This is a genomic window from Streptosporangium sp. NPDC053982 (assembly GCF_055585205.1).
In genome coordinates this window covers 193,508-214,039 of record NZ_JBVJKQ010000009.1, presented here as the reverse complement: position 1 = coordinate 214,039, position 20,532 = coordinate 193,508, and the positions used below count along the sequence as shown (strand labels likewise).

19 protein-coding genes are annotated in these 20,532 nt (G+C 72.7%); 14 read left to right on the top strand and 5 right to left on the bottom strand.

Features of this window, described 5'->3' with window-relative positions; translation table 11 throughout:
- Window positions 1–198 precede the first annotated feature (198 nt).
- Window positions 199–645: a methylmalonyl-CoA epimerase gene (gene mce / locus ACZ6W9_RS18240; protein ID WP_389965182.1), complete on the bottom strand. Its 447-nt coding sequence runs from the start codon at window positions 643–645 to the stop codon at window positions 199–201.
- 84 nt (window positions 646–729) lie between these two features.
- Here mce and ACZ6W9_RS18235 point away from each other — a divergent pair, with 84 nt between their 5' ends.
- Together ACZ6W9_RS18235 and meaB are read left to right on the top strand one after the other, a co-directional pair.
- Window positions 730–1,917, top strand: a complete 1,188-nt coding sequence (locus tag ACZ6W9_RS18235) for an acetyl-CoA C-acetyltransferase (RefSeq protein WP_389964700.1) — start codon at window positions 730–732, stop codon at window positions 1,915–1,917.
- 1 nt (window position 1,918) lies between these two features.
- Entirely contained in the window at window positions 1,919–2,899 is a 981-nt protein-coding gene (gene meaB / locus ACZ6W9_RS18230) for a methylmalonyl Co-A mutase-associated GTPase MeaB (RefSeq protein WP_362930493.1), read from the top strand.
- A gap of 75 nt (window positions 2,900–2,974) precedes the next feature.
- Here the strand turns inward: meaB and ACZ6W9_RS18225 are convergent, their stop codons facing one another.
- Together ACZ6W9_RS18225 and ACZ6W9_RS18220 are read right to left on the bottom strand one after the other, a co-directional pair.
- Window positions 2,975–3,649, bottom strand: coding sequence for a DUF4230 domain-containing protein (locus tag ACZ6W9_RS18225; protein ID WP_362930495.1), 675 nt, complete (start codon window positions 3,647–3,649; stop codon window positions 2,975–2,977).
- A gap of 166 nt (window positions 3,650–3,815) precedes the next feature.
- Window positions 3,816–5,213: a hypothetical protein gene (locus ACZ6W9_RS18220; protein WP_470118725.1), complete on the bottom strand. Its 1,398-nt coding sequence runs from the start codon at window positions 5,211–5,213 to the stop codon at window positions 3,816–3,818.
- Window positions 5,214–5,553: 340 nt separating this feature from the next.
- Between ACZ6W9_RS18220 and ACZ6W9_RS18215 the strand changes: the two genes are divergently transcribed.
- The 5 genes from ACZ6W9_RS18215 to ACZ6W9_RS18195 all read left to right on the top strand — a co-directional run bounded on the left by ACZ6W9_RS18215 (window position 5,554) and on the right by ACZ6W9_RS18195 (window position 11,292).
- Window positions 5,554–6,087, top strand: coding sequence for a MarR family winged helix-turn-helix transcriptional regulator (locus tag ACZ6W9_RS18215; RefSeq protein ID WP_389964709.1), 534 nt, complete (start codon window positions 5,554–5,556; stop codon window positions 6,085–6,087).
- Between the two features lie 271 nt (window positions 6,088–6,358).
- A complete protein-coding gene (locus ACZ6W9_RS18210; RefSeq protein WP_389964712.1) occupies window positions 6,359–8,026 on the top strand; it encodes an acyl-CoA mutase large subunit family protein in 1,668 nt (555 codons plus the stop codon).
- A 101-nt stretch (window positions 8,027–8,127) separates the two neighbouring features.
- Window positions 8,128–9,069 (top strand): co-chaperone YbbN, encoded by a 942-nt coding sequence (locus ACZ6W9_RS18205; RefSeq protein WP_470118722.1) that lies wholly within the window; start codon window positions 8,128–8,130, stop codon window positions 9,067–9,069.
- A 100-nt stretch (window positions 9,070–9,169) separates the two neighbouring features.
- Window positions 9,170–9,796: a cytidylate kinase-like family protein gene (locus ACZ6W9_RS18200; RefSeq protein ID WP_389964717.1), complete on the top strand. Its 627-nt coding sequence runs from the start codon at window positions 9,170–9,172 to the stop codon at window positions 9,794–9,796.
- A gap of 83 nt (window positions 9,797–9,879) precedes the next feature.
- Window positions 9,880–11,292 carry an NAD-dependent malic enzyme gene (locus ACZ6W9_RS18195; protein WP_389965185.1) on the top strand — a complete coding sequence of 471 codons (1,413 nt, stop codon included), beginning with the start codon at window positions 9,880–9,882 and terminating at the stop codon, window positions 11,290–11,292.
- Between the two features lie 96 nt (window positions 11,293–11,388).
- On the opposite strand, the gene ACZ6W9_RS18190 is transcribed toward ACZ6W9_RS18195, so the two are convergent.
- Window positions 11,389–12,333, bottom strand: a complete 945-nt coding sequence (locus ACZ6W9_RS18190; RefSeq protein WP_389965188.1) for an NADP-dependent oxidoreductase — start codon at window positions 12,331–12,333, stop codon at window positions 11,389–11,391.
- Window positions 12,334–12,388: 55 nt separating this feature from the next.
- Between ACZ6W9_RS18190 and ACZ6W9_RS18185 the strand changes: the two genes are divergently transcribed.
- Both ACZ6W9_RS18185 and ACZ6W9_RS18180 read left to right on the top strand, forming a co-directional pair.
- Window positions 12,389–13,402 (top strand): GlxA family transcriptional regulator, encoded by a 1,014-nt coding sequence (locus ACZ6W9_RS18185; RefSeq protein WP_470118720.1) that lies wholly within the window; start codon window positions 12,389–12,391, stop codon window positions 13,400–13,402.
- 37 nt (window positions 13,403–13,439) lie between these two features.
- Complete coding sequence (locus ACZ6W9_RS18180) at window positions 13,440–14,018, top strand: YqgE/AlgH family protein (protein ID WP_362930509.1); 579 nt, start codon at window positions 13,440–13,442, stop codon at window positions 14,016–14,018.
- Window positions 14,019–14,070: 52 nt separating this feature from the next.
- Here ACZ6W9_RS18180 and ACZ6W9_RS18175 read toward each other — a convergent pair whose 3' ends face one another.
- Window positions 14,071–14,796, bottom strand: a complete 726-nt coding sequence (locus tag ACZ6W9_RS18175) for a TetR family transcriptional regulator (RefSeq protein ID WP_470118718.1) — start codon at window positions 14,794–14,796, stop codon at window positions 14,071–14,073.
- Window positions 14,797–14,945: 149 nt separating this feature from the next.
- On the opposite strand from ACZ6W9_RS18175, the gene ACZ6W9_RS18170 reads away from it, so the two are divergent.
- The 5 genes from ACZ6W9_RS18170 to ACZ6W9_RS18150 all read left to right on the top strand — a co-directional run bounded on the left by ACZ6W9_RS18170 (window position 14,946) and on the right by ACZ6W9_RS18150 (window position 20,486).
- Window positions 14,946–16,538 carry a DHA2 family efflux MFS transporter permease subunit gene (locus tag ACZ6W9_RS18170; protein ID WP_389964725.1) on the top strand — a complete coding sequence of 531 codons (1,593 nt, stop codon included), beginning with the start codon at window positions 14,946–14,948 and terminating at the stop codon, window positions 16,536–16,538.
- A 125-nt stretch (window positions 16,539–16,663) separates the two neighbouring features.
- The gene (locus ACZ6W9_RS18165; protein WP_470118715.1) at window positions 16,664–17,500 is read left to right on the top strand and encodes a L,D-transpeptidase family protein; all 837 of its coding nucleotides are present in this window, start codon (window positions 16,664–16,666) and stop codon (window positions 17,498–17,500) included.
- Window positions 17,501–17,545: 45 nt separating this feature from the next.
- The gene (locus tag ACZ6W9_RS18160) at window positions 17,546–17,797 is read left to right on the top strand and encodes a DUF3039 domain-containing protein (RefSeq protein ID WP_346022096.1); all 252 of its coding nucleotides are present in this window, start codon (window positions 17,546–17,548) and stop codon (window positions 17,795–17,797) included.
- 92 nt (window positions 17,798–17,889) lie between these two features.
- Window positions 17,890–19,074, top strand: a complete 1,185-nt coding sequence (locus ACZ6W9_RS18155) for a zinc metalloprotease (protein WP_470118713.1) — start codon at window positions 17,890–17,892, stop codon at window positions 19,072–19,074.
- 20 nt (window positions 19,075–19,094) lie between these two features.
- Complete coding sequence (locus ACZ6W9_RS18150) at window positions 19,095–20,486, top strand: MFS transporter (protein ID WP_470118711.1); 1,392 nt, start codon at window positions 19,095–19,097, stop codon at window positions 20,484–20,486.
- The last annotated feature ends 46 nt before the right edge of the window (window positions 20,487–20,532 follow it).

Below are 20,532 nucleotides of genomic sequence, written 5' to 3'. Positions count from 1 at the left end.
CCGGACACGTTGACCGCTTCCGGCCGCCGCGTTGACCGTGTCCGGCCGTCACCCCGATCGCTCCCGGGTGTCACGCCGCCCGCGTCCGCCGGACACGGGCGTCCGTGCCCGGCCGTCACACCGGCCGTGCCCGGGGTGGCAACGTCCGGCGGGGCCGTCGGCGTCCGGCGGGGCCGTCGGCGTCCGGTGGCCGGGCCGTCAGCGTCCGTGGGACGACGCGTCGCCGGTGCCGGGGGCCTGAACCAGCTCGGTCAGCACCCCGCCCATGTCCTTGGGGTGGAGGAAGGCGATCGACGACCCCAGCGTGCCGTGCCGGGGCTCGGCGTCCAGCACCCGGACGCCCCTGCCGCCGATCTCCCGCATCGCCTCCGCCACGTCCGGCACCCCGAACGCCACGTGGTGCACCCCCTCCCCGCGCCTGGCGAGGAACTTCCCGACCGGGGTGTCGGGGCCGAGGGGCTCCAGGAGCTGGATGTAGGAGCCGCCGCCCTCGCCGTCGGCGACGTGCAGCAGCGCCTCCTTGACGCCCTGCTCCTCGTTGGTCTCGCGAGCGACCACCCTGAGGTCGAAGGTGCGCTCGAAGAACGCGATCTTCTCCTCCAGGTCGTGGCAGGCGATCCCCACATGGTCGATGCGCATGAACATATGGACGGCCTCCATGGCGATCGGTTCGGTACTCATGGGTATGGTGGCAAAGTCGTTCGAAGACTCGCCAGGAGGCCCCTGCTCATGTCTGGTTCCGTCATCGTCGCCGGAGCTCGCACCCCCATCGGACGGCTGCTCGGCTCGCTGTCCGGCCTCACCGCCGCCGAGCTCGGCGGCATAGCCATCAAGGCCGCGCTGGAGCGCGCCGGCGTCGCCCCCGAGACCGTGCAGTACGTGATCATGGGTCAGGTCCTGCAGGCCGGGGCGGGGCAGATCCCCTCCCGCCAGGCGGCCGTCCTGGCCGGGATCCCGATGACCGTGCCGTCGCTGACCATCAACAAGGTCTGCCTGTCCGGCCTGGACGCCATCGCCCTGGCCGACCAGCTCATCAGGGCCGGCGAGTTCGACATCGTGGTCGCCGGCGGCATGGAGTCGATGTCGAACGCCCCGCACCTGATGCGCGGCCTGCGCCGGGGCGTCAAGTACGGCGACGCCACCGTCGTCGACTCGATGGCCTACGACGGCCTGACCGACGCCTACGACCAGATCGCGATGGGCGAGTCCACCGAGCGGCACAACGTCCGCCTGGGCCTGACCCGCGAGGAGCAGGACGCCTACTCCGCCCGCTCCCACCAGCTCGCCGCCGCCGCGATCAAGAACGGCGCGCTCGACGACGAGATCGTCCCGGTGCCGGTCCCGCAGCGCAAGGGCGACCCCGTCCTGTTCTCCGCCGACGAGGGCGTGCGCGGCGACACCACCGTCGACGTCCTGTCGCGGCTGCGCCCGTCGTTCGTCCCGGACGGCACCATCACCGCCGGCTCCGCCTCGCAGATCTCCGACGGCGCCTGCGCGGTCGTCGTGATGTCGAAGGCCAGGGCCGAGGAGCTGGGCCTCGACTGGCTCGCCGAGATCGGCGCGCACGGCAACGTCGCGGGTCCGGACAACTCGCTGCAGTCGCAGCCGGCCAACGCCATCAAGCACGCCCTCGCCAAGGAGGGCATCACCGCCGGCGACCTCGACCTGCTGGAGATCAATGAGGCGTTCGCCCAGGTCGTCCTCCAGTCGGTCAAGGAGCTCGACGTCCCGCTGGAGAAGGTCAACGTCAACGGCGGCGGCATCGCCATCGGCCATCCGATCGGCGCGTCCGGCGCCCGCATCGTCCTGACCCTCGCCCACGAGCTGAAGCGCCGGGGCGGCGGGACCGGCGCGGCCGGCCTGTGCGGCGGCGGCGGCCAGGGCGACGCCCTGATCATCCGTGTCCCGTCGGCCTGACGTGGAGACGTCCAGCCCCGCGGCGCGGCGCGACCCGCTGCCCGCGGAGGTCTCCGAACTGGTCGCGCAGGCGCGGCAGGGCCGTCCCCGGGCGGTCGCACGGCTGATCTCCCTCGTGGAGAACGGCTCGCCGCTGCTCCGGGAGGTCACCGCCGAGCTCTGCGCGGCCCGGCCGCCCCGGGCCCGCGTCATCGGGCTGACCGGCTCCCCGGGCGTGGGCAAGTCCACCTCGACCGCGATGCTGGTCCAGGCGTTCCGCAAGCTCGGCAGGCGGGTCGGGGTCCTCGCCGTGGACCCGTCCTCGCCGTTCACCGGCGGGGCGCTGCTCGGCGACCGGGTGCGCATGCAGGACCACGCCACCGACCCGGAGGTCTTCATCCGGTCGATGGCCAGCCGGGGCCACCTGGGCGGCCTGTCGTGGGCGACGCCGCAGGCGCTGCGGGTCCTGGACGCCGCCGGGTGCGAGGTCGTCCTCGTCGAGACCGTCGGGGTCGGACAGGCCGAGGTGGACATCGCCTCGCTGGCCGACACGACCGTCGTGCTGCTCGCCCCGGGCATGGGCGACGGCGTCCAGGCCGCCAAGGCGGGCATCCTGGAGGTCGCCGACGTGTTCGTGGTGAACAAGGCCGACCGCGACGGCGCCCAGGCGGTCGTGCGCGAGCTGCGCACCATGACCTCCCAGATCGAGGGGCCCTGGCGACCGCCGATCGTGACGACCGTGGCCTCCCGGGGAGAGGGCGCCGAGGACGTCGTCGCCGCCCTCGACGAGCACCTGGCGTACCTGGAGGAGTCGGGCGAGCTCGACCGCAGGCGCCACGTCAGGGCCCGCGACGAGATCGAGGCCATCGCGGTCGCGACGCTCCGCGCCCGCTTCGCCCACCTGCACGGCGACCGGCGGCTCGACGCGCTCGCCGGGCGCGTCGTGTCGGGCGGTCTCGACCCCTACACCGCCGCCGACGAGCTGCTGGACGCCGCCGGCTGACCCCGTGCCCGCCGTACGGCCCGCGCGTCCCGTGCCCGCCGTACGGCCCGCCGGTCCGGGACCGGCGGGCGGAGCCTACGGCCGGCCGTCCAGCGTGACGGTGACCTTCTTGAAGCCCAGGCCGCCCAGCATGCCCTGGAGCATGGCCCTGGTGTTCTGGTCGGCCCGGTCGCGCAGGTCGCTGGCCTGTGCGGCATCGGCGATCTTCTTCTCGGCCAGCTGGTAGAGCTCGCGCTGGTCGCCCGGGGAGGACGACAGGAAGTCCTGGACCCGGTCGAACAGGCCGCGCTGCTGGGCGTAGACGTAGGACCGCCGGTTGTCGAGGTTGGGCTTCTCGAGCTGCGCGTGCGGCAGCTTCACCGTCACCTCCCTGCGGTCGGGCGACACGGTCAGCGCGCCGGAGGACAGGCCGCCGAAGTCGACGTAGGCGTCGACGCCGCCGGCGCCCACGAAGAGGGTCCGGGTGCCCTTGACGGCGTCGGGCAGGAACGCGGCGTCCTTCTCCAGGTCGACGATGACCTGGAAGTTGCCGGTGGCCGCCTCGAAACGGCTGAGGTTGTGGATCGACTGCAGCAGCGCGGGCTGGCTGCGGTCGATCGAGGTCTCGCCGAACGGGTTCAGCCGCGTCCAGACCAGCCAGGCGGCTCCGGCGACGATGGCGAGCGTGACGACGACCCCGGCGAGGAAGCGCAGGCCGCGTCGGCGACGCGGCGGGGACGCCCCGGGGGGTGCCTGTGGAGAAGCGTTCACGACGATCTCCTTCCCCCCACGGGGTCCTTCTCACGCCCGCCGGCCCGGCCGTGCCCCCGGAAAGGCCGTCCCGGTGAATCGGAACGGGAGACCGGGGCGGGAGCCGTCCGGCGGCCCGGTGGTCCGGCAGTGATCCGGGAACGGTCCGGAAACGGTCCGGCGGGCCTCAGCGGTCCGGCGCGGTCCGGCCCGCCGGGGCCGTCCGGGGGAGGGGCGGCGCGCCCGCCACGGTGGGCGCGCCGCCCGGCGTCCCGTAGAGGGCGGACGCCTGGGGCGCCGGCCCGGCGGGCGCCGTGCCCCCGGCCCCCGTCCCTCCGGTCCCGAGGCCCCCGGCTCCCGGATACCCGCCTGCCGGAGGCGGCGCGGCCGGCTGCGCGACCTGCGGTACCTGCCCGCCGAAGTCGCCGCTCTGCAGCCGGCACCCGGCGAACCGGTCGTAGTGCGTCCGCAGCCAGTCGCGCCGCTGGGTGTCGGTGAGACCCGCGAACCACGCGGCGGCGTACTGGTGCTCGGCCAGCGGCCCGCCGGGCAGCGGCCGCCCCGCCAGCCACGCGACCACGATGTCGCGGTACCCCTGGGCGGTGGTGCCGGCGCAGCGGGGGGCCAGGCCCTCGACGAACTCGGCGGCCGCCTGGTCGGCGAACCCGCTGGACAGGTCGTCCACGTGGATCGGCACCGAGCCCGGCGGCAGCGGGGCGTCCTCGCGCCGCGGGCGCTGCTCCAGCCGGGAGAACTCCCCGGGCGTCCCGGCCAGCCGGGAGGCGATCCTGACGAACGCCGAGCCCAGCTCGGGCAGTCCGTCGCGCATCCCCGGATGCACGCAGACCATGATCGGCCACTCCTCGCAGCTGTAGACCACCCGCTGCGCGGTGACCGTCCGCGGCTCGTTGAGCAGCCGGGCCATCCCCGCCGCCGCGGCGAGCACGGCGAGCAGCGCGCCGGCCAGCGCGAGCGACTGGCGCGTCACGACCGCGGCCCAGCCGAGCAGCAGCACGGCGCTGATGCCCAGCAGCCAGAACGTCTGGTCGGCGAACGCCGACGTGCTCAGCCCCTGGAAGGGGTCGTACGGCTCGCGTGTGGCCGGGGCGAGCCGGTCGGCCCAGGTCCCGCTCTGGGCGAGCCAGGTGAAGAGGCCGTAGCAGCCGAGCCCGGCGATCACCGGGGTGATCGTCCAGGGCAGCAGCCACCCGATCACCCAGCCGACGGTGACGTACAGCGCCAGGCCGGCCATCCCCATGAACAGGCCGCTGGGCGGCAGCCGCCCGGACTGCTCGCCGAGGATCGTCCGGACGGCCAGCACCAGCGTCGTCGCGGCGAACGCCACGGCCGGCACCGCCGCCACCGCCAGCGGCGTGCGCACCGCGCGCCAGGTGGTCGGCAGCCACCGGCCGCTCTCGCGCCGCCTGCGCACCGCCACCCAGGCGGCGAACGCCGCGGACACCGGCCCCGTCAGGCGGAGCGAGCCGATCATGGCGACCACGGTGTTCTCCCAGGCTCCGACGCCGGGTATGAGGACGCTCCACGCCGCGGCCAGCCCCAGCACGAGCAGGACGGCGGCAGCCACCAACGCGCTCTGCTGGAGTTCTTCGCGTGAAACGCCCCTGTGCTCACGCACCGGCGTGCGTGGAACGCATCCACGCCGCGTCGGCCGGCCATGAGCTCGCGTGGCGCACGAGCGCCATCGGATCGTCGTTCATCAAGCACCCCCCGTGCTGTGAATGTGCGGTGGCCGGTCCCCTCGGCAACCGGTCCGGCGTGCATCCCCCGCAGCCGGACTGAGGCGACGCGGCTTTGGCCGCGCCCTCACCATTCGATGTGGGAACCATAACTGAGCGTGACGTTTGGTGCCCGGGTTCTTGGTGAAGCGGTCAATCTTGTGACTCTACGTATACGGGCGAACCGGGATGAGCTCGCGCTACCGTAGCCCTGTGGCTACAGGTCAGCTGAATCTGCCGTTCGACCCCATCGAGCGAGCCGCCCGGACGTGGCGCGTTCACTTCGGGCCGTCCTCGGCCATGGCCGCCGTCACATCGATCATGAGAGCGCACCAGATCCTGCTCTCGCAACTGGACACGCTACTCAAACCGCATGACTTGACCTTCGCCCGCTACGAGGCGCTGGTCCTGCTGACCTTCAGCAGGACCGGGTCGCTGCCGCTGTCGAAGATCGGCGAGCGCCTGATGGTCCACCCCACGAGCGTGACCAACACCGTCGACCGGCTGGAGCGCGCCGGGCTGGTCCGGCGCATGCCCAACCCGCGCGACGGCCGGGGGGTGCTGGCCGAGATCACCGGCAGGGGACGGAAGGCCGTCGAGGCGGCCACCGCCGACCTGATGGCCGCCGACTTCGCCATGACCATGTACGGCGAGGCCGAGCTGGAGGAGATGTTCGGCCTGCTCCGCACGCTGCGGGTGGCGGCCGGCGACTTCGCGGACTGAGCCCCGGCGGGCCGTACGGCTCCCGGCTCGCCGTGACGGTCCCCGGCCTCCCCGCGCTTCCCGTGGCGGCTCCGGTTCTCCCGCGCGTCGGCTCGCCGTGTTCTTCCTCGCGCCTTGACCAGAAATTATTAGGACGTCCTAGTATCTCTCCTAGGGGGATGTCCCGGGCCTCACCCGTCACGAGCGGGCGGCCCGCCGGCGTCCTCCACGAGGCCACGAGCCACGAGGCCACAAGCCGCACACGAGCCGCGAGCCGTACAAGGGAGTTGGCATGAACGCCGAGGAGATCGAGGCAGGGCGGGCGCGCTGGCAGGCGCGGTTCTACCAGACGGCCAGGCGGCCGACGGAGTTCCGGACCCTGTCGGGGCTGGAGGTGGAGCCCGTCTACGGGCCCCAGGGCGACGACCCGCGGATGGAGCGCATCGGCTGGCCGGGGGAGTACCCGTTCACCCGCGGCCTGCACGCCACCGGCTACCGGGGCAAGACCTGGACCATCCGGCAGTTCGCCGGGTTCGGCAACGCCCGGCAGACCAACGAGCGCTACAAGATGATCCTCGCCGCGGGCGGCGGCGGGCTGAGCGTCGCCTTCGACATGCCGACGCTGATGGGCCGCGACTCCGACGACCCGCGCTCGCTCGGCGAGGTGGGCCACTGCGGCGTCGCGATCGACTCCGCGCTCGACATGGACCTGCTCTTCGACGGCATCCCGCTCGGCGACATCACCACCTCGATGACGATCAGCGGCCCGGCCGTGCCGATCTTCTGCATGTACGTCGTGGCCGCCGAGCGGCAGGGCGTGCCGGTCGGCAGGCTGAACGGCACGCTGCAGACCGACATCTTCAAGGAGTACATCGCCCAGAAGGAGTGGCTGTTCGCCCCCGAGCCGCACCTGCGGCTGATCGGCGACCTGATGGAGTACTGCGCCGCCGAGATCCCGGCCTACAAGCCGCTCAGCGTGTCCGGCTACCACATCCGCGAGGCCGGCTCCACGGCCGCGCAGGAGCTGGCCTTCACCCTGGCCGACGGGTTCGGCTACGTGGAGCTCGGCCTGTCGCGGGGCCTGGACGTCGACGTCTTCGGGCCCGGCCTGTCCTTCTTCTTCGACGCGCACATCGACTTCTTCGAGGAGATCGCGAAGTTCCGGGCGGCGCGGCGGATCTGGGCGCGCTGGATGCGCGACGTCTACGGCGCGAAGACGGACAAGGCGCAGTGGCTGCGCTTCCACACCCAGACGGCCGGGGTCTCCCTCACCGCGCAGCAGCCGTACAACAACGTGGTGCGCACCGCCGTCGAGGCGCTCGCGGCCGTGCTCGGCGGCACGAACTCGCTGCACACCAACGCCCTGGACGAGGTCCTCGCGCTGCCCTCGGAGAAGGCCGCCGAGATCGCCCTGCGCACCCAGCAGGTGATCATGGAGGAGACCGAGGTCGTCAACGTCGCCGACCCCCTCGGCGGCTCGTGGTACGTCGAGGCGCTCACCGACCGGATCGAGGCCGAGGCCGAGGCGATCTTCCAGAGGATCCGCGACATGGGCTCCGACGGGACGATGACCTCCGGCATCCTGCGCGGCATCGAGGACGGCTGGTTCATGTCCGAGATCGCCGAGGCCGCCTTCGACTACCAGCGCAAGCTGGAGAAGGGCGACAAGCGGATCGTCGGGGTCAACTGCCACACCTCCTCCGTCGAGGAGCCGCTGGAGATCCTGCGGGTCAGCCACGAGGTCGAGCGCGAGCAGAACCGCGTCCTCGCCGGCCGCCGCGCCGCCCGCGACCAGAAGGCCGTCGACGCGGCGCTGGCCGAGATGACGCGGATCGCCGCGGGCGAGGGCAACCTCATCCCGCCGATGCTGGAGGCGGTCCGCGCCGAGGCCACGCTGGGCGAGATCTGCGACGCCCTGCGCGGGGTGTGGGGCGTCTACAGCGAGCCCGCCCGCTTCTGAGAGCCGCCGCCCCCGCCGGCCCGTCGTGGAGCGGGCCGGCGGGAGGCGGGAATCAGGGTGGCGATTCTGCGTGGCCTGCGGGATACGGCAGGATTGGAGTCATGAGCCCAGCGGACTTCAAACGACCCGGATCGCTGTACGGCGCCGTGGATCTCGGCGCGCGCAAGCAGGCAATGGAGGCGCAGGCCAAGCGCGAGGCCGTCGCGCGGGAGGGCGGCGGGACCGCGGCGCAGGTGATCCACGCCGACGACGCCACCTTCGCGACGGAGGTCGTCGAACGCTCCATGAACAGCCTCGTGCTGCTGGAGCTCACGGTGACCCGTGCCGAGCAGGCCAGGGAGTACAGCCTGCTGCTGGAGAAGCTGGCCGCCGAGAACGCCGGCCGGTGGACCCTCGCCCGGGTGGACGTGGAGACCAGCCCGCAGATCGCCCAGGCCCTGCGGGTGCAGAACGTCCCCGCCGTATACGCGATCTTCCAGGGGCAGCCGGTGGCGGTCGCCCCCGGCATCGCCACCGAGGAACAGCTCCGTGACTGGCTGTCGCAGCTCATGGAGGCTCTGGCCCAGTACCTCCCGCCGGCCGCCGAGGGCGCCGAGGCGGGGGAGGAAGGCCAGGCGGCCCCGGAGCCGCAGGCCGAGCCGGAGATCATCGCCGCCGAGCAGGCCATCGACGCCGGCGACCTCGAGGGCGCCGTGGCCGCCTACGAGCGGCTGCTGGCCCGCTCCCCGAACGACGTGGACGCCAAGCTGGGGCTGGCCGGGCTCGGCCTGATCCGCCGGACCCAGGACGCCGACCCCGCCGACGTGCAGCGTCGCCTGGCCGACCCCGCCGACATCGAGGCCCAGCTGCTGGCCGCCGACTTCGAGATGCTCTCCGGCGAGGTGGACGCCGCCTTCGACCGGCTCGTCGCGGTGGTGCGCCGTACCTCGGGCGAGGAGCGCGACCGGGCCCGGGTGCACCTGCTCGGGCTGTTCGACACGCTGCCCGCCGAGGACCCGTCCATCGCCCGGGCCCGCCGCAACCTCGCCAGCGCCCTCTTCTGAGACCGGCGTCCTCCGCTGGGGGCGGCGCCCTCTTCCGGGAACCGTCCCAAGCGGGGGCGCGGAGAATGCTGAACGCGCTCCCACGGGGCATTGAACGGGCATGCGGGTCGTCACCATCTCCGCGACGTACGGCACCGCCGGAAGCGTGATCGGCCCGGCGGTGGCCGGGCGCCTGGGCGTGCCCTTCGTGGACCGGGCGATCCCCGGCGAGGTGGCCGAGGTGCTCGGCTGCACGCTGGAGGAGGCGCTGGCCCGCGACGACCGGGCCGAGCACGGGCTGTCCATGCTGCTGTCGGGGGTCATGCGGCTCCCGGCCGTCACCTTCGGCGGCCTCGACGTCTACCTCCCGGGAGCGCCGCCGCTCCCGGAGGACTTCGTCGCCCACACCGAGCGGGTGATCAGGCGGACGGCGCGCGAGCGGGGCGGGGTGTTCCTCGGCCGCGCCGCGGCGATCGTCCTGGCCGACCACCCCGGCGCGCTGCACGTGCGGCTGGACGCCCCGGTGGCGCGCAGGGTCGTCCAGACCGCGACGCTGACCGGCGTCCCCGAGGAGGAGGCGCGCAGGCTCGTGCGCGACGCCGACCGGGCGCGGACCGCCTACGTCCGCCATTTCTACCGCGCCGACCCGGCCTCGGCGACGCTCTACCACCTCGTGCTCGACAGCACGACCATTCCGGTCGACACGTGCGTGGAGCTCATCGTGACCGCTTCGATGGCACTGAGCTGACCGAGCTGGCCCGTCCACCCGTCAGGTGATGGCACGATGGATGCATCCTTGAAGCAAGTCAGTCGCAAAGGAGCGGATTGACTGTGGCCACCGTGCCGAGCGTTTCATACTCCATCACCGTGCGCCTTGAGGTGCCGGCCGGCGGCAAGGCCGTCAGCCAGCTCACCCACGCCGTAGAGTCCGCCGGGGGTGTGGTCACCGCGCTCGACGTGACCACGGCGGGTCACGAGACCCTGCGCATCGACGTGACCTGTGCCGCGAGGGACACCGAGCACGCGCAGGCGATCGTCGACAACCTCGGCGGGGTCGAGGGCGTCGTCATCCACAAGGTCTCCGACCGCACCTTCCTCATGCATCTCGGCGGCAAGATCGAGATGAAGTCGAAGGTGCCGCTGCGCAACCGAGACGAGCTGTCCATGGCCTACACCCCCGGCGTCGCCCGGGTCTCGATGGCCATCGCCCGCAACCCCGAGGACGCCCGCCGCCTCACCATCAAGCGCAACAGCGTCGCCGTCGTCACCGACGGCTCGGCCGTGCTGGGCCTGGGCAACATCGGCCCGGCCGCCGCGCTGCCCGTCATGGAGGGCAAGGCGGCGCTGTTCAAGCGGTTCGCCGACATCGACGCCTGGCCGATCTGCCTGGACACCCAGGACATCGACGAGATCGTGCGCACCGTCCAGCTCATCGCCCCCGGCTTCGGCGGCATCAACCTGGAGGACATCTCCGCGCCGCGCTGCTTCGAGGTGGAGCGGCGGCTGCGTGAGCTGCTGGACATCCCGGTCTTCCACGACGACCAGCACGGCACCGCGATCTGCGTGCTGGCCGCGCTCACCAACGCGCTGCGCGTGGTCGGCAAGGAGCTGGGCCAGGTCCGCATCACCCTCGCCGGCGCCGGCGCCGCGGGTACGGCGGTGCTGCGCCTGCTGATGGCCGCGGGCGCGCGCAACATGATCGTCTGCGACTACCTCGGCGCGGTGCACGGCGGCCGGGACGACCTGGACGACACGCTGCGGTGGATCGCCGACCACACCAACGCCGAAGGCTACGCGGGCGACCTGCGCGGCGCGATCAAGGGCGCGGACGTGTTCATCGGCGTCTCCGCCCCGGGCATCCTCAGCGGCGACGACATCGCCACGATGGCCGACGACGCGGTGGTGTTCGCGCTGGCCAACCCCGAGCCGGAGGTCTCCCCGGACGACGCCCGCGAGCACGCCGCCGTGGTCGCCACCGGCCGCTCCGACTACCCCAACCAGATCAACAACGTGCTGGCCTTCCCCGGAGTCTTCCGCGGCCTGCTCGACGCCCAGGCCAACATCGTCAGCGAGGAGATGCTGCTCGCGGCGGCCAAGGCACTCGCCGCCGTCGTCACCGACGAGGAGCTGGGCCCGAACTACATCATCCCCAGCGTCTTCCACGCCGACGTGGCCGGCGCCGTCGCGGCGGCCGTGCGCGAGTCGGCGGGCGGCCGGGCACGCAGCGGCATGACCGAGGCCTGACGGAGAAGTCCCCGCCGAGGGCCTTCGGATGGTGAGACCCGGAATCGCCGGTCCTCGGTCCCACCATCCGGGGCCCGGCGCCGGCGGAGCCCGCGGTCACCCCGTCCGATCCGCCACCGACAGGACGATCTTCCCGGTGGTGCGGCCCGATTCGCCCAGCCGGTGCGCCTCGGCCGCCCGGGAGAGGGGAAGCACCGTCTCCACGCGTACGCGCAGTTCACCGCTCTCCAGCAGCCCGGCGATCCTGCGCATGCCGTCGTGGTCGGGCTCGACCAGCATGAATCCCGCGCGGATTCCCAGCGCCCGTGCCCGGGGAACCAGATCGTCGCCCCCACGCGGCAGCGACACCAGTACGCCGCCCTCATCCAGCACCCGCAGCGAGCGCGGGCCGTACTCACCGCCCACCGCGTCGATGACGACGTCCACCCGATCCACGGCGGTGACGAAGTCGACCGCGGTGTAGTCGATCACCTCGTCGGCGCCCAGGTCGCGCAGGAAACCGTGTTTGGCCGCCCGTGCCGTGCCGATGACGTGCGCGCCCAGATGTTTGGCCAGCTGTACCGCGAAGTGGCCGACGCCGCCCGCCGCCGCGTGGACCAGTACGCGCTGCCCGGGGCGGACCCCGGCGGTGTCCACCAGCGCCTGCCAGGCGGTGAGCGCCGCCAGCGGGACGGCGGCCGCCTCCACGTGGCTCACGTTCGCCGGCTTGCGGGCGAAGTGCCGGGCCGGCGCGGTGACGTATTCGGCGTAGGCGCCCGCCTGGTGGGGGAAGCACAGGAAGCCGAACACCTCGTCGCCCGGCGCGAGGATCCGCACGCCGAGCCCCACCTCCTCGACGACTCCGGAGACGTCGTAGCCGAGGATCGGCGGGTCGTCCCAGGGGACGAACCCTCCGGTGGCCCGCGACTTCCAGTCGATGGGGTTCACCCCGGCCGCGTGAACCCGCACCAGCACCTCGGTGGGCAGCGGATCCGGCCGGGGGAGTTCGATCTCGGTGAGAACCTCGGGACCGCCCCAGCCCAGGGGCGTGATCGCACGCATCATGGGCTCAGCCTCACCGGGGTCGGCCGCCTCCGCCAGCGGCCCGCATGCCGGTATGCGCAAGAATCGGGCCATGCACCGCGTCGCCGCCCTAGCCCTCGACGGGGTGGTCCCGTTCGAACTCAGCCTGGCCGCCCGGATCTTCGGCACCGCCGAGGGACTGTACGAGGTGATCACCTGTAGCCTGGACGGTGCGCCGGTCGCGACCGGCGCGGACTACTCGGTCGTGGTCGCGCACGACGCGAGCGTGCTGGCCGAGGCCGACACCGTGGTCGTCCCGGGGTCGGAGGCGCACGCCGCGTTCACCGGGCCGCACGCGCTGCCCGAGCCGCTGGCGATCGCGCTCGGCACCATCCGCCCCGGCACCCGGCTCGTGACGATCTGCATCGCCACCTATGTGCTGGCCGCGGCCGGATTGCTGAACGGGCGGCCGGCCACCACACACTGGCGGCACGCGGCGCACTTCCGGCGGCACTATCCCCGGGTGAGGCTTGACCCCGGCGTGTTGTTCGTCGACGACGGCGACATACTGACCAGCGCCGGTGCGGCCGCCGGGTTGGATCTGTGCCTGCATCTGCTCCGCCGCGACCACGGCAGCGAGCTGGCCAACCAGGTGGCCCGCCGGTGCGTGGTGCCGCCCTGGCGTGACGGTGGGCAGGCGCAGTACGTCGAGCGTCCGCTGCCCGCGTCCTCCGATGCCTCTGTGGCCGCCACCCGTGAGTGGGCGATGCGGCACCTGGGTGAACCGCTGTCACTGGTCACGCTGGCCGATCACGCACGGATGAGCCTTCGCACCTTCACCCGCCGGTTCCGCGCGGAGACCGGGACCAGTCCCGGACGGTGGCTCCTGCAGCAGCGTCTCGATCTCGCCCGTACCCTGCTGGAGGCCGGGGACCTGCCGGTGGACCGGGTGGCGACGCGTTCGGGGTTCGGCACGGCCGCCTCGCTCCGGCGGCACTTCGCGGTGGGGGTCGGCGTCTCACCCGTCGCCTACCGGCGCGCATTCCGGCGGGGGGCCGCCGTCGCGGTGAGCCCCGGGTGCTTTTCCGGGAATCCGGAGCCGGGGTGAGCGGCGCGAAGCGGGCCGTACCCCTCATCATGGATGTATGGCGGAAGCGATCTACGTCGGTGGGCTGCTGGTGGCCGCGCCGCAACTCGACGACCCCAACTTCCGGCGCAGCGTCGTCCTGATCCTGGAGCACGACGCCGAGGGCGGCACCCTGGGCGTGGTGCTCAACCGGCCCAGCGACATCTCGGTGACGCAGGTGCTGCCGACCTGGGACACGATGGTCACCGGGCCGCCCGTGCTGTTCCAGGGCGGTCCCGTGCAGACCGACAGCGCCCTGGCGCTGGCCGCGGTCCCGAGCGGGCAGGAGCCGCTCGGCTGGCGGAGGCTGCACGCCGGCACCCCGGCGGTGTCGCGGCTGGGCACGGTCGACCTCGACGCACCGCCGGAGATCCTCGCCGGTGAGATCGCCCAGATGCGGATCTTCGCGGGATACTCCGGGTGGACGGCCGGGCAGCTGGAGACCGAGATCGGGGAGGGAGCCTGGTACGTCGTGGACGCCGAACCCGGCGACACGTTCTACCCCGACCCCGGCTCGCTGTGGCGGGCGGTGCTGCGCCGCCAGCCGGGCGAGCTTGCCTACGTCGCGACCTGCCCCGACGACCCCTCCATGAACTAGCCGGGTACGGCCGCGCCGTACCCGGCGGGACCTACCCCCGGCGGCCGGCGGCTCAGCCGCCGCCCGGGATGGGACCGTCGTCCGGAGCGGAGCCGTCGCCCGGGACGGGAGCGTCGTCCGGAGCGGAGTCCTCGCCGGTCGCGCTCCCGTCGGGCGCGGGGCGGTCCCAGCCGGGGCGCAGCGAGCGTTCGGCCAGCCTGAGCATCGGCTCCACGTGGCGGGTCAGGTCGGCGAGGTCGTTGAGCTCACCCGGCCCGCACCCCTCCAGGCCGATACGGACGGCGGAGGTGAACAGCGAGACGACGAACTGGGAGAGCAGGTCGCCGGGGTCCCTGCCCTCGCGCCGGGCGATCTCGGCGGCCAGCATCCGCTCGTTCTGCATCATCATGCGCACGCCGCCGGCGAAGAGCGCCGGGGTGCTCTCGATCAGCTCACGCGCCTTGAGGAACCTGCTCCGGTCGGCGATGTCGGACTGTTCCATCAGCGTGATCATCGCGTGCATCGCGCGGCCCAGGGCGGTGAACGGGGACTCCTCCGCGGGCCTGGCGGCCAGCTCGGCGAGCAGGATCTCGTGTGCGTCGGCGTCCAGAGAGAGGGCGACGTCCTCCTTGGTCGCGAAGTAGCGGAAGAAGGTGCGGGGGGAGACGTCGACCGCGGCGGCGATCTGGTCGACCGTCGTGGCGTCGTAGCCCTGCTCGGCGAACAGGTCGAGGGCCGCGTCGACCAGCGCCTGCCGCGTCCTCTGTTTCTTGCGTTCACGCAGGCCGGGGCGGCTCATCTCTGTCACCTCTTCGAAACGTGGTGTTCACAGTGTGCCATACGTCACTGAGTGACAAAGTAAACAGTTTGCCAGTTGTCAGTGACTGCCATAAATTACCCCCGTATGACGCCTCATCCGGGGCGGCCGAGCGCAAGGGGGAGTTATCCATGGCAGAAGCCGAGACGGTGGCCGCGCCGTCACCCGACGTCGATCCGCCGCCGGTTCAACGGCATCCGTGGCTCACCCTCCTCGCGGTCTCGCTCGGCGTGATCATGGTGATGCTCGACGGCACCGTCGTCGCCATCGCCAACCCGGTGATCGCCACGGACCTGAAGGCGTCCCTCGCCGACCTCCAGTGGGTGACCAGCGGCTACCTACTCGCCCTCGCGGTGTTCCTGATCACCGCGGGCAAGCTCGGCGACCTGTTCGGGCACAAGATGATCTTCTTGGTCGGGGTCGCCGGCTTCGCGCTCTCCTCGCTCGCGATCGGCCTCAGCTCCTCGGTCGGCATGCTGATCGCGCTGCGCGTGCTCCAGGGCCTGTTCGGCGCGATGCTCCAGCCCGCCGCGCTCGCGCTGCTGCGCGTCGCCTTCCCCGGTGAGCGGCTGAAGACCGCGATGGGCGCCTGGGGTGGCATCATCGGCCTGTCCAGCGCCGCCGGCCCGATTGTCGGCGGCCTGCTCGTCGAGCACGTGAGCTGGCAGTCGGTCTTCTTCATCAACGTCCCGGTCGGCGCCGTCGCCCTGGCCATGGGCCTGTGGGTGCTCGTCGAGAGCAGGGCGCAGACCCTGTCCAAGGTCGACTGGCTGGGCGTCCTGCTGCTGTCGCTCACGATGTTCTCCCTGGTCTGGGCCATCATCAAGGCCCCCGAATGGGGCTGGGGCGACCCGCTGACCATCGGCTTCCTGGCCGCCGCCGTGGTGCTCGGCGCCGTGTTCGTGTGGTGGCAGCGCCGCGCCGCCGAACCGCTGCTGCCGCTCAGCCTCTTCGGCAACGCCTCGGTCTCCATCGGCACCGGCCTGATGGTGCTGGTCGCGTTCTCCATGTTCGGCGCGATGTTCTTCCTGACGTTCTTCTTCCAGGGCGTGCACGGGCTCTCGCCCATGGACTCGGGCCTGCGCATGCTGCCGATGAGCGCTGGAATGATCTTCGCCTCGCCGCTCGCCGCCGTGCTGATCGGCAAGCTGGGTCCCAGGGTGACGATCTCGGGCGGCATGCTCGTCACCGCCCTGGCGATGTTCCTGCTGTCGCGGCTCAGCCTCGACGCCGCCTTCATCGACAGCGCGATCCCGTTCGTGCTGCTGGCCTTCGGGCTCTCACCGGTCTTCGTCGGCGCCACCGAGATCATCGTCGGCAACTCGCCCGAGGAGCTCAGCGGCGTCGCGGGCGGCGTCCAGCAGTCGGCCATGCAGGTCGGCGGCGCGCTCGGCACCGCGATCCTCGGTGCGATCGTCTCGGCCCGGGTCGCCGACGTCTACCCGCGGCACTGGGCCGACACCGGCCTCCCGGCGCTGCCGCCCGAGCAGGCCGAACCGCTGAAGGCACTGGCCCAGTACGGCGGCGCGCCCACCGCCCAGCAGATGCCGGGCGTGCCCGAGCAGGTCATCCGGGGCATCGCCGACGTCTCGCACCTGTCCTTCCTGGACGGCATGCACCTCGGTTTCACGGTCAGCACGGCGGTCGCGGTCCTCGCCGCGGTGTTCGCCCTGTTCGTCAGGGCGGGCCGCAAGACCGCCGACGCCCCGATCCACATGGGCTGACCCGCCGGACCCGGTACGGCTCCCGCCCGCCGGGGCAGGGAGCCGTACCCGTTTCGTGGCTCTGAGCTGCGGCGACGCGATCGGGAAGGGGATTGGAAGTCCCCATGAACGGTTAGACGTCAGACATGAGAACGATCACCCACTGTTTCCGGATCACAGTGATGATCACCGTTTCCACGGTGATCCTCGCCCCCGGTCCGGCTCGCGCCGGAACCGTACCCTCCCGGAACTCCCGCGACGTCCCCGCGCCGGGGCCGCCCGTCCTGAGGTTCGGCGACGGCGCCGGCCTCGGCCGGGAGATCGTCGCGGTGAAGAAGCGGCTCAACGGGCTGGGGTTCAACGCGGGCCCGCCCACCCCCGTCTACGACTCCGGCATGCGCACGGCCGTATGGGCCTTCCAGAAGGCCAACGGGATGCGCCCGCTGGACCGTATCGACGCCGCCACCTGGCGGGCGCTGGTCCATCCGGCGCGGATCAGGCCGCTGGTGCGCGACGGGGAGCCGTCGAGGGTGGAGATCGACCTGCGCCGCCAGCTCCTCACCGTCTGGCGGCGCGGCAGACCCGTGCTGGTCAGCCACGTGTCCACCGGCGCGGAGCGGTCCTACTGCGAACGCGGCCACTGCGGGTTCGCCGACACCCCGCCCGGCGACTTCCGGGTGGGGGAGCGGGTGCGCGGCTGGTCGATGGGCTACCTGGGCGCGATGTACTACCCCGTCTACTTCAACGGCGGCATCGCCATCCACGGCTCCACGCTCGTCCCGCGCTACCCCGCCTCCCACGGCTGCGCCCGCATACCCCTGAACAACGCCGTGCCGCTCTTCCGCCTGGCACGGCCGGGGGAGCCGGTCCACGTCCGCCGGTCCGCACCGGAGCGGAACCGTCTCCCGGACCGGGGCGCGGATCGGGACGCGGACCGAGGCGCGAATCGGGGCGCGGATCGGGACGCGGACGGCCGCCGATGAGCGCCGGAGCGGCGACCGGTGGGATGCGGGCATAAAATCTGCAGGGTGAGCACGAAGATTCTCCCTGAGAGCGACGTCCGGCCGAACCTCTCGCACGGTGACGGCGACCACGAGCGGTTCGCCCACTACGTCGAGAAGAACAAGATCATGGAGAGCGCGCTGAGCGGCACCCCGGTGCGCGCGCTCTGCGGGAAGGTCTGGGTGCCCAACCGCGACCCACAGAAGTTCCCCGTCTGCCCCGAGTGCAAGGAGATCTACGAGGGCCTCCCCAAGGGTGAGGACTCCGGCGGCGAGTGAGTGTTGCTCGCGGCTGATCGCCGCAGGTCAGGCTAAGGTCGGTTCTCGCCGGACGGCGAACGACCGGCCGGGGTGACCTGTCGGGGGAGTGCATGGCTCGGCGCGCGATCGCCGTTCTCGTGATGTGCGTGTCGGCGGCGGGCTCCGCTCCCGGCGCACCGTCGCGGCCGTCCGCGGTGGCCGGACCGGCCCGGTGCGCCGAGACCGCGCGGGCTCCGGTCCCCGGCATGCCGGCCGTACGGCTGCCGGTCCCCGGTGCGCCGGCCGAGAGCACCCCGGTCCGGGAGTCGTTCCCGGGCACGCGGGCGCGGGCGCCGTTCCCCGGCGTGCGGGCCGAGGCCGCGCGGGTGCGGGCGCCGCTCCCCGGCGCGTCCGTCGAATCGCACGGCTCCGGCCGGGTCCAGGCCGAGGAGATGCTGGCCGACCTGCGGGCGCGCCAGGCCAGGCTGCCGCGTCCGGCGGGCCTGAGCTGGACCCCCGTCACGGTGCCCGTCCAGGCGCACGTCATCACCGCCGGTTCCCTCGGCGCGCCCGACGACACGGTGCGCGCCCAGATCGCCACGCTCAACGCCGCCTACGGCGGGCGGTACGGCGGGGCCGACACCGGGATCAGGTTCCGCCTCGACGGCCTGACCCGGACCGACGATCCCGTGCTGTTCCGTGACCCGCTGGGCCGTCTGGCGACGCTGGAGCGGATGCGCCGGGGCGGGCCGGAGACCCTCAACCTCTACATCGCCCAGCTCGGCCGCCTGGTGCTGGGCTACTCGACCTACCCGTACTGGTACGCCGGCGACCCCGCGGGCGACGGCGTGGTCCTCGACTGGCGCACCCTGCCGGGCGGTTCGCTGCGCGACTTCGGACTCGGCTTCACCGGGGTCCACGAGATCGGCCACTGGCTCGGGCTGCTGCACACCTTCGAGAACGGCTGCCTCCCGCTGGGCGACACCGTCGACGACACCCCGTCCGAGGGTCTCCCCACCCAGGGCTGCCCGGTGCGCAAGGACACCTGCGCGGGCGACGGCGCGGACCCGGTGCACAACTTCATGGACTACACCCACGACCGGTGCATGTCGGGGTTCACCGAGGACCAGGCGACCAGGATGCGGGAGATGTGGACGGCGTACCGGCGGACGCCGCCCGCCGGGCCGGAGCCCGAGGCGACGCACCGGCAGGCGTCGCCCGCGGAGCCGGAGGCCGGGACGATGCGCGAACGGGCGCGGGCCGCCGGGCCGGAGCCGGGCACGCCGTACCGGCAGGCGCCGCCTGCCCGGCCGTAGCGGGACACTACCCTTGTGAGGTGACAGTACCGAAGACGGTTAAGACTCCGTACGAAGCCCCTCGTATCTTCGGCCCCGCATACCGCACCGCCTCGCTCGGCATCCTGCTCGTCGTCACGCTCATCGCGTTCGAGGGCATGTCCGTCGGTGCGATCATGCCGGCCGTCTCCAAGGACCTCCACGCGCTCGACCTGTACGGCATGAGCTTCTCCGCCTTCCTCATCGCCGGTCTGTTCGCCAACGTCGTCGCGGGGCTGTGGTCCGACCGGCGCGGGCACGCGGCGCCGTTCCTCCTCGGCGTCGGCCTGTTCGTCGCCGGCATGGCCCTGGCCGGCGCGGCCGGCTCCAAGGAGCTGTTCATCGTGGCCCGCGCCGTACAGGGCCTGGGCGGCGGCGCGACCATCGTGGCGACGTACGTGATGATCGCCCGGGTCTACCCCCCGGTGGTCCGGCCCAAGGTGTTCGCCGCGCTGTCGGCGGCCTGGGTGCTGCCCGCGATGATCGGGCCGAGCGTCGGCGGCGCCGTCGCGGAGGTGTTCGGCTGGCGCTGGGTCTTCTACGGCATCGTGCCGCTGGTGATCCCCGCGATGCTCATGCTGCTGCCCGCGCTGCGCACCGGCGGGGGACCGGCGCCCGTGCCCGCCACCGGTCCCCGCTCCCGGCCGCTGGCGATGACCCTGTCGGCGGCGGCCACCGCCGCCGGCGCCGGTGTTCTGCTGTACGGCGTGGACCGCCTGCACACCGCCCCCGTCGTCGGCGGCGTCGCCACCGCCCTGGGCCTGGCCGGACTGGTCGCGGGCCTGCCCCGGCTGCTGCCCACCGGGGCGCTGCGGTTCGGCCGCGGCCTGCCCACCACGATCATGATGCGCGGCCTGCTGTCCTCGGCGTTCTTCGGGGTCAACTCCTTCATCCCGCTGGTGCTCACCTCGGTGCGCGGTTTCAGCGTCGCCGAGGCCGGGATCGCCCTCACCACCGGCGCGCTGGGCTGGTCCACCGGCTCCTACCTGCAGAGCCGCCGCGACTACGACCGCGCCCTGCTGGTGCGGATCGCCGCCGCCGCGGTCACCGCCGGCATCCTGCTGACCCTGCTGTCGCTGGTGCCGGGCGTCACCGGGTGGATCGACGTGCCCGCCTGGATCATCGCCGGGTTCGGCATGGGCGTCGGCGTCGCGAGCATCAGCGTCACCGCGATGCGCCAGTCTCCCGACGAGGAGCAGGGGGCGAACTCCGCCGCCCTCCAGGTCGTCGACACCCTGGGCAGCGCGCTCATGATCGGGTTCGGCGGCGTCCTGATCAACCTGGTCGGCCACGACGACATCGCCACCGGATACACCATGATCGTCATCCTGACGGCGGCCGTGGGGCTGTTCGGCACGATCATCGCCGTGCGCATGCGCGAGCCCGCCTCCTGACCGCCGCGCCCTCTTCCGCCGCGCCCGTCTCCTGAACGCGCGCCCG

Bases quoted from the DNA above. Each gene is read 5' to 3' on its own strand.
- mce (WP_389965182.1), bottom strand. From the start codon at position 645: ATGTTCATGCGCATCGACCATGTGGGGATCGCCTGCCACGACCTGGAG.
- ACZ6W9_RS18235 (WP_389964700.1), top strand. From the start codon at position 730: ATGTCTGGTTCCGTCATCGTCGCCGGAGCTCGCACCCCCATCGGACGG.
- ACZ6W9_RS18215 (WP_389964709.1), top strand. From the start codon at position 5,554: ATGAGCTCGCGCTACCGTAGCCCTGTGGCTACAGGTCAGCTGAATCTG.
- ACZ6W9_RS18210 (WP_389964712.1), top strand. From the start codon at position 6,359: ATGAACGCCGAGGAGATCGAGGCAGGGCGGGCGCGCTGGCAGGCGCGG.
- ACZ6W9_RS18205 (WP_470118722.1), top strand. From the start codon at position 8,128: ATGAGCCCAGCGGACTTCAAACGACCCGGATCGCTGTACGGCGCCGTG.
- ACZ6W9_RS18200 (WP_389964717.1), top strand. From the start codon at position 9,170: ATGCGGGTCGTCACCATCTCCGCGACGTACGGCACCGCCGGAAGCGTG.
- ACZ6W9_RS18190 (WP_389965188.1), bottom strand. From the start codon at position 12,333: ATGCGTGCGATCACGCCCCTGGGCTGGGGCGGTCCCGAGGTTCTCACC.
- ACZ6W9_RS18185 (WP_470118720.1), top strand. From the start codon at position 12,389: ATGCGCAAGAATCGGGCCATGCACCGCGTCGCCGCCCTAGCCCTCGAC.
- ACZ6W9_RS18180 (WP_362930509.1), top strand. From the start codon at position 13,440: ATGGCGGAAGCGATCTACGTCGGTGGGCTGCTGGTGGCCGCGCCGCAA.
- ACZ6W9_RS18175 (WP_470118718.1), bottom strand. From the start codon at position 14,796: ATGAGCCGCCCCGGCCTGCGTGAACGCAAGAAACAGAGGACGCGGCAG.
- ACZ6W9_RS18170 (WP_389964725.1), top strand. From the start codon at position 14,946: ATGGCAGAAGCCGAGACGGTGGCCGCGCCGTCACCCGACGTCGATCCG.
- ACZ6W9_RS18165 (WP_470118715.1), top strand. From the start codon at position 16,664: ATGAGAACGATCACCCACTGTTTCCGGATCACAGTGATGATCACCGTT.
- ACZ6W9_RS18155 (WP_470118713.1), top strand. From the start codon at position 17,890: ATGGCTCGGCGCGCGATCGCCGTTCTCGTGATGTGCGTGTCGGCGGCG.